We start from the raw sequence: 12,596 nt of genomic DNA on the forward strand, positions 1-12,596 counted from the left end.
GCTGCATGGATGATAGTGCGTGTTTTATGACCTGGAAGGCGCTTCGCAAAGTATTTCGGGGAATTGCATTTAATGAAAATTTCGCTATTTAGTCTTATGTTCACCAGTGTGACTATTACTTGGATGAATTATTTTTAGCTTATATGGTTCACTCCTGACTGTCAGGTTAGTACCAGATATAGTCATTCGAACCCTGAGAGTTACACTTTTAAGTGATTCAGGGTATGCGCTTACTGGTTACGAATATTGTGCCAGAATCATGTGATTTGATGATTGCCGCTTTGCTTTCGAGCCAGTAAGTGCTCCACGTTCGCTAACGAATACTCAGGGCATGCAGAAAACTGCTGACTATATTTCTTTCGAAGAACGTGGAATGCATACCAATCCCCGATAAAAAGGAGTTGGTGATGACTGCGATAGATAAGTTTGCTGCTCATGTTGGTCTGGATTGGGCAGATAAAAAGCATGATGTCTGCGTTCAGTTTAAAAACGGCGAACGTATATTCCATGTGGTTGAACATACCCCGGAAGCGCTTGATATCTGGCTCAACGAATTGTACCAAAAGGTGAAAGGCAGGATCGCTATAGCCCTTGAGCTGAAGAAAGGCCCGGTGGTGTATGCTCTACAGAAGTACCCATTTGTCACTGTTTTTCCTGTGCACTCGTTGTCACTGGCCCGCTATCGGCAGACCTTCTGGCCAAGTGGTGCGAAGGATGATCCCCAGGATGCTGAGTTAGCATTAGAGCTAATGCTACGTTACCCCCAAAAGATAAAGGCCATCGAGCCTGACAATGCAGATATCAGGTTGCTCCAGCAGTTAGTTGAACAGCGTCGCCAGTTGGTTGAAGACAAACGCCGCTTCGTGAACCGCCTTATCAACACATTGAAGCAGTATTATCCTCAGCCTCTGGAATGGTTCTCACATAGGGGGAGTTTACTGTTGTGCGAACTGATTATACGGTGGCCCAGTCTGCAGCAACTGAAACGCGCCAGGCGCGACACGATCCGTAACTTTCTGAATACCAAAGGTGGTCGTGCAAGATCCCTTACCGAGCAGCGTGTTGCGAGCATTGAGAGTTCGATTCCATTGACTACAGACCCAGTAGTTATAGAAGCTAATGCTTTGATGGCTACAGCACTGGCGGCACAAATTAAAGTCGTGAGTGAAATCATCAAAACCTATGACGAACGAATCGAAACGCATTTTGACAAATTGCCAGATGCTGAACTGTTCAAATCACTGCCGGGCATGGGACCGTGTATGGGCCCGCGAATGCTTGCAGCATTGGGTGATAACCGCAACCGCTTCAACAGCGCAGAAGAAATACAAAACTATGCTGGCATCGCGCCAGTAACCGAGCGAAGCGGCCAAAAATCCTGGGTGCACTGGCGTTGGCAGTGTGCGAAGTTCGTCCGACAGACATTCGTGGAATGGACTGCGAAGACGGTAAACTCATCATACTGGGCCAGACGGTATTATCAGGGGCAGCGAGAAAAGGGAAAATCTCATCAGTCCGCGATCCGGGCTCTGGCATTCAAATGGATAAGGGTTATTTACCGCTGCTGGAAGACCAGAACCCGTTATGACGAAGCGAAATATTTACTGGCGCTTGAAGAGCGAAAATCGCCCTTACTAGGGTCGTAAAAAGCTTGTCGAATGTCTCAGGGCGTGAAGCAGACATTGGTGGTATTCAGGCTCAGAGGGGAATAAAAAACTTAAAGTATTGATCAAGGTGGTGCTATTCTTGGCAACTTAAGCCGATATGATACAGATGAAATGTGCCCTTTTAGGGTTTCATATTGATTAACGGAAAGTTAATAAGGGAGGTAAACTTGAGCGAACCCACTATAATCCTTGCTAAAGAATCAATTTCAGACGGAAGTGAAGTAAACAAAATAAATGAAATAAGACCACTCACCAATGAGGAAATTGAAGGGTATGATACACAAAAAAATATACTTATGGAGTTTGTGAATGACTTTGCATTAGTAGAATATGTAAGGTTGAACTATGAGTCACTTATGGAACTTCTTAATGAAACGGTTATGAAAGTAGCCAAAGAACCTTCTTTTATTGGGTCATATCCATTCAAAACCTTCCCATTCCTCTTGAATACACGAATACTGAACTACATGATGTCAGTGAAAACTTTACTTGACCATATGGAAACCAGTATTAACAGACGGTATGGGGGGGCTTCAACGGAATTAGTAGAATTTAAAGCGCTGACGGCAAACGAGTTTGACAGCAAATTTTCATATAGATTCATGTATAAGCTCAGAAATTTTGTTCAGCATTGTGGTATGCCACCACTTTCGTACACGATATCAAAATCACTTGATGAAACCAGTAGCACTATAAGTATAGAGTTGATCGTATATTTTATGAGAGATGAGTTAATCCGGGGATTTTCTAAGTGGGGGACTCCGGTAAAGGCTGATCTGACACAGATGGATGAATCGTTCCCAATAATGCCGATTTTTAATGAGCACATCAATTCTATTTTTAAAGTGTATATTTTATTCAATGAAAAATATCACATAACAAAAACTTTAAAAGCAAAGGAGTACATAATAAACTTCATTGGAGAGAGAGGAGATTACATTGATGATGAATACATCATCGCAAAACTAAAAAAAACTGAAACAGGTCTAAATATAAACAAAAAAACCATTCCTACATCAGTGCTTGAGAAAATATCCGATTTTTATAAAATAAAAGAAGATTTGTTTTAGAAATGGATATGACTTAGAAAAATCAACACATTTTGTTTTTCCGGATGAATCAGCGGATATCACTGGTTGCGTTAACAAGTCCCTCGAACTTTGTGCAATTGTATCCGCTGTCTGAGACTGGGCATTGGCAGGTCAACAGTCCGTTTTCCATGTAGATGGCGAAACATTGGTTGTGGGGATGGGCGATCCGAGAAGTAGAGGCGGTGGAGGTTTTGAAGGAGCTGTCTTCCTGTTTTTAGAAGTCTCCCAGACTTGTTATCTTTCAAGCATCTTCGGATGCCGGGGAGCGCCGCTTTCGGCCGGAAAGTCCTATGTCTTGTTTTGCAGATACTTCGAACTAGCCCGTCTCAAAGTTAGGTTATAGTACTCTTCCTCTATGTGCCAAGAGCAGACGTTGACAGCAACTCATAATGCTAATTTTCAGGGAGTGGATCGTCATGTACTGAATTGAGCTTAAGTTACAGATGATACTGGCTGTAAAAGCAGGAGAGAAATTATTGACTCTATTGTGGTAAGGGTCTTTTTATATTAATATCTTGCATGCAAATGGATGACAGAATAAACATTCAATAAGGATCTATATGTCTGAAATAATTTCAGCTCCTGCTGTTATGGTAGCACTAATATCTGCGTTAGTTACAGTTTTATTATTTTTTATAAAAGGCGCATGTGCGCCTTTATGGAATAAATATTTCCTTGTTTACAAAATAAAAGTTGAACATAACTACGAACAAAAGAAGAAAATCAAAGAGGCGATATCAAAATATAAAATGCCTTTACTCGACTCAGCTGAGTCATTGAATCATAGGTTATGGAATTTTTCGGGAAATTGCACTAAAGGATGGCATAATTTTAAAAATAATGAATCAATTGGTGATAAATATTATCTGCAAACTTTTTGTTATCGCTTTCTAGTATTTTATGCTTGGTGCATAAAATTCGAAAGAGAGTTGATATATTTAGATGTAACCCTTTCAGAAAAAAACGATCTTTATTTTGTTAAGTATGTTAAAACCATGCAAAACATATTTTGCGATGCTTCGATGTTGAGTGGGACTGGTTATGATAATGAGCATGCGGTAGACCATTTTTTCAAGGATGAACTTATTAGTATTGTGGAGAAAATGTTTACACCTACAGGAGTTATTACTTATTCAGAATTCAAATCTAAATCAGAATCTGAATTAGACTATACACAGGTTTGCAAGTACATATCCACAATAATGAGTGACAAATCTTGCAATAAATGGCATTTGGTTAACTGTTTCCACTTTATCCTGATGGCTTTTTTGTCAAGGTATGGATATGACTATCAAAGAACTGGGTTGTTTAAACTATATAAGTTACGTTGCACAGAACCTCAAAATAAGCTGATAAATAATTTTAAAGTGTTAGTGTTTAATGCAAGGTTAAATAAGTGCAAGGAAATAAAGAAAGCAATAGCTATTCTCGAATGCAAATCGAAAATTGCCAAGCTCTGTAATTTCTTGAAATTAATAAAATAACATAAATTAATAAAAGAGAGTTATCTTGTGATACATCAAATTAATTGTGCTGTACGATAGAAAATGAGAGAACTCAAGTCACACATTGTGAATAGTGTTTGAGCCGAAAATATCGATAAGGCCCTGAAAAATTTGGAGAAACAGGTTTTACATGTCCGCTTTTCGCGCAAGCGGACCCACTTTCGCTCAATGCCGCTGGCCTTCTGCTTCATCCCGCCGTTGGCTATATGCTCAATGAGTATGTTGTCACTCAGGGGCATAAGATCCATTTTGCTACGGTAGATGCCAAAACAATTAAAAGACAATGACGGGAATTAGCCTGGTATTGCGCGGGAGTCGCGGCTGATAGCTTGCCACTTTATAAAGCAGTGGCTGCAATATAATCGACTATTGCAGCCACGTAGCTGTTATCCGTGCTTAATCATCACATGACGTACCACGGTGTAATCTTCCAGCCCATACATTGACATATCCTTGCCATACCCGGAGAGTTTCTGCCCGCCGTGGGGCATTTCGCTGACCAGCATAAAGTGGGTATTTACCCAGGTGCAGCCATACTGCAGGCGGGCGCTGAGGCGATGGGCGCGGCCCACGTCCCGAGTCCAGACCGATGACGCCAGGCCATACTGGGAGTCGTTTGCCCACGCCAGCACCTGTTCTTCATCGTCGAATTCCGTGACGCTGACCACCGGGCCGAAGACCTCGCGCTGGATGATTTCATCCCCTTGCTTCGCCCCGGCCAGTAGGGTTGGCTGGAAGTAATAGCCTTTGCCGCCAGCTTTGTTACCGCCGGTCACTACCCGAATGTGCGGCAGGGCTTTGGCGCGTTCCACCGCCTCGCTGACGCGTGTCAGATGGGCGGCGGAACTGACCGGGCCCAGCTCGGTGGTTTCATCGTCCGGGGCACCCATTTTCAGGCTGGCCACGGCGACACCCAGTTTTTCGACCAGAGTGTTATAGACCTCTTTTTGCGCATAGATCCGGCAGGCCGCCGTGCAGTCCTGCCCGGCATTGTAGAAGCCAAAGGTGCGCACGCCCTCAACCACGGCATCGATATCCGCATCGTTAAAGACGATCACTGGCGCTTTTCCCCCCAGCTCCATATGAGTACGCTTAATCGACGACGCGGTGTGCGCAATAATATGCTCGCCAGTAGCGATAGAGCCGGTCAGCGACACCATGCGCACTTTTTCATGGCCCGTCAGCGGGTCACCCACGGTTTTACCGCGCCCAAACAGCACGTTCACCACCCCGGCAGGGAAGATATCTTTCGCCAGTTCGGCCAGTTTCAGTGCCGTGAGTGGCGTGATTTCCGAGGGTTTGAGCACCACGCAGTTACCCGCAGCCAGCGCCGGGCCCAGCTTCCAGGCGGCCATCATCAACGGGTAGTTCCAAGGGGCAATCGACGCCACCACGCCTACCGGATCGCGGCGGATCATTGAGGTGTGACCTTCCATGTACTCTCCTGCGGCAAGCCCATTCAGACAACGGGTTGCACCGGCGAAAAAGCGGAACACATCGGCGATGGCCGGGATTTCATCGTTAAGCACGCAGTGCAGCGGTTTGCCGCAGTTTTGCGATTCCAGCCGGGCAAAGGTTTCGGCATTCTGTTCAATCACCTCCGCCAGCTTCAGCAGGTACTCAGAACGCGCTTTTGGCGTAGTCTGCCCCCACTGCTGGAACGCGCGATCGGCAGCCTGTACAGCCGCATCGACCTGGGCAGGTGTGGCTTCGGCAATTTGCACCAGCACCTCGCCGGTTGCCGGGTTATAGACGGGCTGCAGCTCACCTTCGCCCGCCACCAGTTCGCCATTAATCAATAAGTTGTGTTGCATAGCCGACTCCATTGATGATCGTTGTTATGTCTGAGTAAGTTACAGAGATTGTTCCGCCTTCAGGCGTTTGGCATGTTCGATGGCATCGTTTTCCGGGGCGTTTGACCGCCCGAACGGCCGTGACAGCGTCATGTACACCAGCCCGGAAATCACCACCACCGCCAGCCCAACCAGCACCGTCCAGCGGTCGATAAAACTGCTGCTCTCGGCAGGTTGCGCCAGCAGCCAGATCCCACACAGGCCATAGGCCAGCGCCAGCACGTTAACCAGCATTCCCCAGCCGCCCACGGTCCACTCCCCGGCAGGTTTCCAGCCTTTCAGGCGCTGGCGCAGGGCAGCCAGTACCACCATCTGGAAGGAAATGTAGATCCCGATAACCGCAAAGGCGGTGATGCGCGCCAGGTTATCCGGCTGGAAATAAACCCACACGCAGATGGTCACCGGCAGCAGGCAACTGACGATCATCGCATTGTCCGGCACGCTGTTTTTCGACAGCTTCGACATCCAGGAGCTACCCGGTAGCATCTGGTCGCGGGAGAAAGAGAAAATCAGGCGACTTAACGCGGCCTGCAGCGACAGAATGCATGACAACATGGCAATCACCGCGATGATGATAAACACCATGGCGCCGGTTTCACCGAGGGCTTCGTTGAGGATTGCCGGGATCGGATCGGTGATTTTGCCGTTGACGATATTCATCAGATTGGGTGATGCCAGCAGGTAGCCGAGGATAGATACCATCGCCGAAAGTGCGCCAAACACGATGCTGAGGATCATCGCAATTGGGATTTTTTTGCTCGGGTTTTTCACCTCTTCCGCCACGTTGCCGCAGGCTTCAAAACCGAAGAACATGAACAGGCCGATCAGCGCCGCCGCCATAAACGCGGGCTGGTAGCTGCCGTCTTTCGCCAGCACGCCCATGGAGTCAAACACCACCGAGAACGGCTGTGCGCGGTGGAACAACAGTAGATAAATCCCCAGCGCAATGACGCTGACGATTTCGCACCAGAAGCCAATACGGGCGACCCGGGCGAGGTTTTTGGTGCCGGACATGTTCACCGCCATCATCAGCAGTAACAGCACCACCGAGGTGATCAGCATGTTGCCTGCCGAGATCGCATAACCGAACAGCGAGCCGACGAAGGTGGCGGTGTATTCCGCCACCGAGGTGATGGTGACCACCAGCGCCCACAGGTAAATCCAGGCGGCGATCCACGCATATTTTTTGCCCCACAGGCGGCGCGCCCAGGGATATAACCCGCCGGTAATCGGATACTGGGAAGCCACTTCGCCAAACACCAGCGCCACCAGCAGTTGCCCGCAGGCGACAATAGGGATCCACCAGATCGCCGGTGGCCCCGCCAGCGTCACGGCGAGCGCAAACAGGGAATAGACAGCCGTCAGCGGCGAGAGGTAGGTGAACCCGAGTGAAAAGTTAGAGATGAGTCCGATGGAGCGGTTAAATTGAGGTTTATTATCGCTATGAATTGCTTCACTTTTCTTGCCAGAAGTCTGTTCCATACGTTTTTCTCTGTGTTGTTGATGTGTCGCAGGTAACACGGATCAAGGTATAGAGGAGCGCCAGGAGGCCGTACAGTCTCGCCGTCGCAATTTGTTAAGATTTGTGTGGATATGTCACGTTTTTGTTGCTGTTTTTCTGCTTTTTCCGTGAGGCTTATCACGCTATCACCTTTGCATCGATAGAAAACCGCGTTTTTTGCTTCCTTTTTCTGCCCGTTTTTTACACCTACGTCACAAAATTTAAACAATTTGAGCGATATATGCCCATTTCTCAAAAATGTAGATATTTTTAATTTATGGCTACGAAATGCACTGCCCCTGTCTCCTGAAGACTTTCTGAGAGGATTGATTCTGATGAATGCACTTACTGCCGTAAAACAGCCTGACGATGCGTTATCCCGTACTATCACTGGTTTCAGTATCGCGCCATCCGTGCAGTCTCCGCGTCTGCTGGAACTCACGTTCTCCGCAGAAGTCACGCAGCAATTCCTGCGGGAGGTAGAGCAGTGGCCCGTGCAGGCGCTGGAATACAAATCCTTTCTGCGCTTCAAAATCGCGAAGATCCTCGACGACATGTGCTGCAACCAGCTCCAGCCGTTGCTGCTGAACACGTTGCTTAGCCGTGACGAAGGCGCGCTGCTGATCGACGCGGTGGGAATCGATAACGTCGCCCAGGCCGATGAGATGGTGAAGATTGCCACCGCCGTGGCGCACCTCATCGGGCGCTCCAATTACGACGCCATGAGCGGCCAGTATTACGCCCGTTTTGTGGTGAAAAACGTCGATAACTCAGACAGCTACCTGCGCCAGCCCCATCGCGTATTGGAGCTGCACAACGACGGTACCTTCGTGGAGGAGGTGACCGACTACGTGCTGATGATGAAAATCGACGAGCAGAACATGCAGGGCGGCAACTCCTTGCTGCTGCACCTCGACGACTGGGAGAGTCTGGATCAGTTCTTCAGCCACCCGCTGGCCCGCCGCCCGCTGCGCTGGACCGCGCCGCCGAGTAAAAACGTCACCGCAGATGTGTTCCATCCGGTGTTTGACGTCGATCAGCAGGGTCGGCCGGTGATGCGCTATATAGACCAGTTCGCCCAGCCGAAAGATTTTGCCGAGGGCGTCTGGCTCAGCGAACTGTCTGACGCGCTGGAAGGCAGCAAAAACATCCTTTCCATTCCGGTGCCAGTGGGGAAATTCCTGCTGATTAATAATCTGTTCTGGCTGCACGGTCGCGATCGCTTCACCCCACACCCAGACCTGCGCCGCGAACTGATGCGTCAGCGCGGCTATATCAGCTACGCCACCCAGCACTACCAGACGCATCAGTAAGGGTTCACTGGCAAAGGAATTGAGCGGATGTATGATTTTGTGATTATCGGCGGCGGCATTATCGGCATGTCGACCGCCATGCAGTTGATTGAGGTCTACCCGGATGCCCGCATCGCCCTGCTGGAAAAGGAGGCAGGCCCGGCTTGCCACCAGACCGGGCACAACAGCGGCGTGATCCATGCAGGGGTCTATTACACCCCCGGCAGCCTGAAGGCGCAGTTCTGCCTCGCCGGTAATCGGGCTACCAAAGCCTTTTGCGATCAACATGGCATTGCCTATGACAACTGCGGCAAACTGCTGGTGGCCACCTCCGAACAGGAGATGGCGCGGATGCAGGCGCTGTGGGAACGCACCGCCGCAAACGGGCTGGAACGCACCTGGCTAAGCGCCGCGGAACTGCGCGAGCGCGAGCCCAATATCACCGGGCTTGGGGGGATTTTTGTCCCCTCCAGCGGGATTGTCAGCTATCGCGAGGTGGCAGCGGCGATGGCCCAACGCTTCCTGGCGAAAGGTGGCGAGGTGATTTACGGCGCGGAGGTCAGCGCCCTGAAGGAGCACGCCAGCGGCGTGGTCATCCACACCCGCCAGGGGCAGGAGTACGAAGCGGCGACGCTGATCGGTTGCTCCGGGCTGATGGCCGACCGGCTGGTAAGCATGCTGGGCATCGACCCCGGCTTTATTATCTGCCCGTTCCGCGGGGAGTATTTCCGCCTGGCCCCCGAACATAATCAGATTGTGAACCACCTTATCTACCCGATCCCCGATCCGGCAATGCCGTTTTTGGGCGTGCATCTGACGCGGATGATCGATGGTAGCGTCACCGTCGGCCCCAACGCCGTGCTGGCCTTTAAGCGCGAAGGCTATCGCAAGGGCGATTTTTCGTTATCCGATACGCTGGAGATGCTGGGCTCGCCCGGCATCCGCCGCGTGTTGCAGCGCAACCTGCGCTCGGGGCTGGGGGAGATGAAAAACTCATTGTGCAAAAGCGGCTATCTGCGGTTGGTGCAAAAATACTGCCCGAGCCTGACCCTGAAGGATCTGCACCCCTGGCCTGCGGGTGTGCGTGCGCAGGCGGTCTCGCCCGACGGCAAATTAATCGACGACTTTTTGTTTGTCACCACGCCGCGCACTCTGCACACCTGCAATGCCCCCTCACCGGCAGCCACCTCGGCAATCCCGATTGGCGCCCATATTGTGAGCAAGGTTCAAACCTTGCTGGCCAGTCAGCATAACCCCGGGCGTTCTTTGCAGGCAGCCTGTAGTGTGGAAACTGTCCATGCCGCGTTTACCCGTTAATCATTCAGAGACAGGAAACCATCATGCAACTCAATGATCTCAGCTTATTCCGCCAACAAGCCTATATAGAAGGAGAGTGGCGCGACGCACACGGTGGTGAAACAATCACCGTCACCAACCCGGCGAACGACCAGCCTTTGGGCAGCGTGCCGAAAATGGGCGCCGAGGAAACCCGCGCTGCCATTGAGGGCGCCAACCGCGCTCTGCCCGCATGGCGTGCGCTCACCGCCAAAGAGCGCGCTACTCTTCTGCGCCGCTGGTTCGATTTGATGATGACCCACCAGGACGATCTGGCCCGGCTAATGACCCTTGAGCAGGGCAAACCGCTGGCAGAGGCCAAAGGTGAGATTGCCTATGCCGCTTCCTTTATAGAGTGGTTCGCCGAAGAGGGTAAACGGATTTACGGCGACACCATTCCAGGCCATCAGGCCGATAAACGCCTGCTGGTGATCAAACAGCCAATTGGCGTGACGGCGGCGATCACCCCGTGGAACTTCCCGTCGGCGATGATCACCCGCAAGGCCGGACCGGCGCTGGCGGCAGGCTGCACCATGGTGCTCAAACCCGCCAGTCAGACACCGTTCTCGGCGCTGGCGTTGGCGGAACTGGCGAGTCGCGCCGGGATCCCGGCTGGGGTATTTAACGTGGTGACCGGTTCCGCTGCTGCTGTGGGCAACGAGCTGACCAGTAATCCGCTGGTACGCAAGCTATCCTTTACGGGGTCTACCGACGTTGGCCGCCAGTTAATGGCCCAGTGCGCGAAGGACATCAAAAAAGTGTCGCTGGAACTGGGCGGCAACGCACCTTTTATTGTCTTTGACGATGCGGATCTGGATAAGGCCGTAGAAGGGGCGCTGGCCTCGAAGTTCCGTAACGCCGGGCAGACCTGCGTGTGCGCCAACCGCCTGTATGTTCAGGAAGGCGTCTACGCCAGCTTTGCCGAAAAACTCCAGCTGGCGGTCGAAAAACTGCAGCTCGGCGACGGCCTGACCCCAGGCGTGACCACAGGGCCGCTGATCGACAGCAAGGCGGTCGCCAAGGTGCAGGAGCACATTGCCGATGCGGTTGAAAAAGGCGCGCGTATTATTACCGGCGGCAATACTCATGCGCTGGGCGGCAACTTCTTCCAGCCCACTATTCTGGTGGATGTGCCTGCCTGCGCCAAAGTGGCAAAAGAGGAGACTTTCGGCCCGCTGGCGCCGCTGTTTCGCTTTAAAGATGAAGCCGACGTTATCGCCATGGCCAACGATACTGAATTTGGGCTGGCGGCTTATTTTTATGCCCGCGATATGAGCCGCGTGTTCCGCGTGGGCGAAGCGCTGGAGTACGGCATTGTCGGCATCAACACCGGCATTATCTCTAACGAAGTCGCCCCGTTCGGCGGCGTTAAAGCCTCTGGCCTTGGCCGCGAGGGCTCCAAATACGGCATCGAAGATTACTTAGAAATCAAATATATGTGCATCGGCCTTTAATTATCTGATTCTGGTGCCGCTGACCGTAGAAGACGCGCTAAGCTGTCTGCCCCGACATGCAGGTCGGGGCTGTATTTTGAATTTTCAGGAGTTTGACCATGACCACTATTTCCCAGGCGACGGCCATCGATGGCTACCGCTGGCTGAAGAACGACATTATCCGCGGCGTTTATCAGCCGGATGAAAAGCTGCGCATGAGCTTGCTGACATCCCGTTACGAACTGGGCGTCGGCCCGCTGCGCGAAGCTCTGTCACAGCTGGTTGCCGAAGGGCTGGTCACGGTCATTAACCAGAAAGGCTACCGGGTCGCGCCGATGTCCGAACAGGAACTGCTCGATATTTTTGACGCCCGCGCCAATATGGAGGCCATGCTGGTGCGCCTCGCCATCGAACGCGGCGGCGAAGAGTGGGAGGCGGATCTGCTTGCCCGGATGCATCTGCTGAACAAACTGGAATCACGCCATGCCAGCGAAACCATGCTGGATGAGTGGGATCAACGGCATCAGGCATTTCATACCGCGATTGTCGCGGGGTGTGGATCGCAGTATCTGTTACAGATGCGGGAGCGACTATTCGACCTGGCGGCAAGGTATCGCTATATGTGGCTGCGTAAAACGGTGCTGTCGGTGGAGATGCTGGATGATAAGCACGAGCAGCATCAGATGCTGATGGACGCGATTCTGGCGCGCGATGCGGTGAAGGCAGGTGAGCTGATGTATCAGCATTTGCTGACGCCGATTCCGATTATCAGAGGGGCGATGGGCGTGGGATTGGGTGGATAATAGAGGTGAATGTCTTACCAGAAAAAATATGCAGGAAAGCTCAGCATCCATGGGTTCAAATGCTCACAGGCATGCATTCCCTTGAAACGGCCCCATTTACTGGGGCCGTTTTGCAC

9 protein-coding genes are annotated in these 12,596 nt (G+C 51.3%); 7 read left to right on the forward strand and 2 right to left on the reverse strand.

What is annotated here, in order from left to right; all coding sequences use genetic code 11:
- Positions 1-407: 407 nt before the first annotated feature.
- The 3 genes from RHD99_RS10305 to RHD99_RS10315 all read left to right on the forward strand — a co-directional run bounded on the left by RHD99_RS10305 (position 408) and on the right by RHD99_RS10315 (position 4,242).
- Positions 408-1,646: an IS110 family RNA-guided transposase gene (locus tag RHD99_RS10305; RefSeq protein WP_309876432.1), complete on the forward strand. Its 1,239-nt coding sequence runs from the start codon at positions 408-410 to the stop codon at positions 1,644-1,646.
- Positions 1,647-1,834: 188 nt separating this feature from the next.
- Positions 1,835-2,737, forward strand: a complete 903-nt coding sequence (locus RHD99_RS10310) for a hypothetical protein (protein WP_309878682.1) — start codon at positions 1,835-1,837, stop codon at positions 2,735-2,737.
- Positions 2,738-3,318: 581 nt separating this feature from the next.
- Entirely contained in the window at positions 3,319-4,242 is a 924-nt protein-coding gene (locus RHD99_RS10315; protein ID WP_309878683.1) for a hypothetical protein, read from the forward strand.
- A 407-nt stretch (positions 4,243-4,649) separates the two neighbouring features.
- On the opposite strand, the gene patD is transcribed toward RHD99_RS10315, so the two are convergent.
- Entirely contained in the window at positions 4,650-6,077 is a 1,428-nt protein-coding gene (gene patD, locus RHD99_RS10325; RefSeq protein WP_309878684.1) for an aminobutyraldehyde dehydrogenase, read from the reverse strand.
- A 39-nt stretch (positions 6,078-6,116) separates the two neighbouring features.
- Positions 6,117-7,598, reverse strand: coding sequence for an APC family permease (locus RHD99_RS10330; RefSeq protein WP_309878685.1), 1,482 nt, complete (start codon positions 7,596-7,598; stop codon positions 6,117-6,119).
- Positions 7,599-7,952: 354 nt separating this feature from the next.
- Here RHD99_RS10330 and glaH point away from each other — a divergent pair, with 354 nt between their 5' ends.
- From glaH to csiR, 4 genes are all read left to right on the forward strand, one after another.
- Positions 7,953-8,930: a glutarate dioxygenase GlaH gene (gene glaH, locus RHD99_RS10335; protein ID WP_309878686.1), complete on the forward strand. Its 978-nt coding sequence runs from the start codon at positions 7,953-7,955 to the stop codon at positions 8,928-8,930.
- A 27-nt stretch (positions 8,931-8,957) separates the two neighbouring features.
- Positions 8,958-10,226, forward strand: a complete 1,269-nt coding sequence (gene lhgD, locus RHD99_RS10340) for an L-2-hydroxyglutarate dehydrogenase (protein ID WP_309878687.1) — start codon at positions 8,958-8,960, stop codon at positions 10,224-10,226.
- Between the two features lie 23 nt (positions 10,227-10,249).
- Entirely contained in the window at positions 10,250-11,698 is a 1,449-nt protein-coding gene (gene gabD, locus RHD99_RS10345; RefSeq protein WP_309878688.1) for an NADP-dependent succinate-semialdehyde dehydrogenase, read from the forward strand.
- Between the two features lie 98 nt (positions 11,699-11,796).
- A complete protein-coding gene (gene csiR, locus RHD99_RS10350; protein ID WP_309878689.1) occupies positions 11,797-12,480 on the forward strand; it encodes a DNA-binding transcriptional regulator CsiR in 684 nt (227 codons plus the stop codon).
- Positions 12,481-12,596: the final 116 nt, after the last annotated feature.

Origin of the sequence: Buttiauxella selenatireducens, assembly GCF_031432975.1 — a bacterium.
GTDB classification, from domain to species: Bacteria; Pseudomonadota; Gammaproteobacteria; order Enterobacterales; family Enterobacteriaceae; genus Buttiauxella; species Buttiauxella selenatireducens.

Coding starts and splice junctions, on each gene's coding strand:
- RHD99_RS10305 (WP_309876432.1), top strand. CDS start 408: ATGACTGCGATAGATAAGTTTGCTGCTCATGTTGGTCTGGATTGGGCA.
- RHD99_RS10315 (WP_309878683.1), top strand. CDS start 3,319: ATGTCTGAAATAATTTCAGCTCCTGCTGTTATGGTAGCACTAATATCT.
- patD (WP_309878684.1), bottom strand. CDS start 6,077: ATGCAACACAACTTATTGATTAATGGCGAACTGGTGGCGGGCGAAGGT.
- RHD99_RS10330 (WP_309878685.1), bottom strand. CDS start 7,598: ATGGAACAGACTTCTGGCAAGAAAAGTGAAGCAATTCATAGCGATAAT.
- glaH (WP_309878686.1), top strand. CDS start 7,953: ATGAATGCACTTACTGCCGTAAAACAGCCTGACGATGCGTTATCCCGT.
- lhgD (WP_309878687.1), top strand. CDS start 8,958: ATGTATGATTTTGTGATTATCGGCGGCGGCATTATCGGCATGTCGACC.
- gabD (WP_309878688.1), top strand. CDS start 10,250: ATGCAACTCAATGATCTCAGCTTATTCCGCCAACAAGCCTATATAGAA.
- csiR (WP_309878689.1), top strand. CDS start 11,797: ATGACCACTATTTCCCAGGCGACGGCCATCGATGGCTACCGCTGGCTG.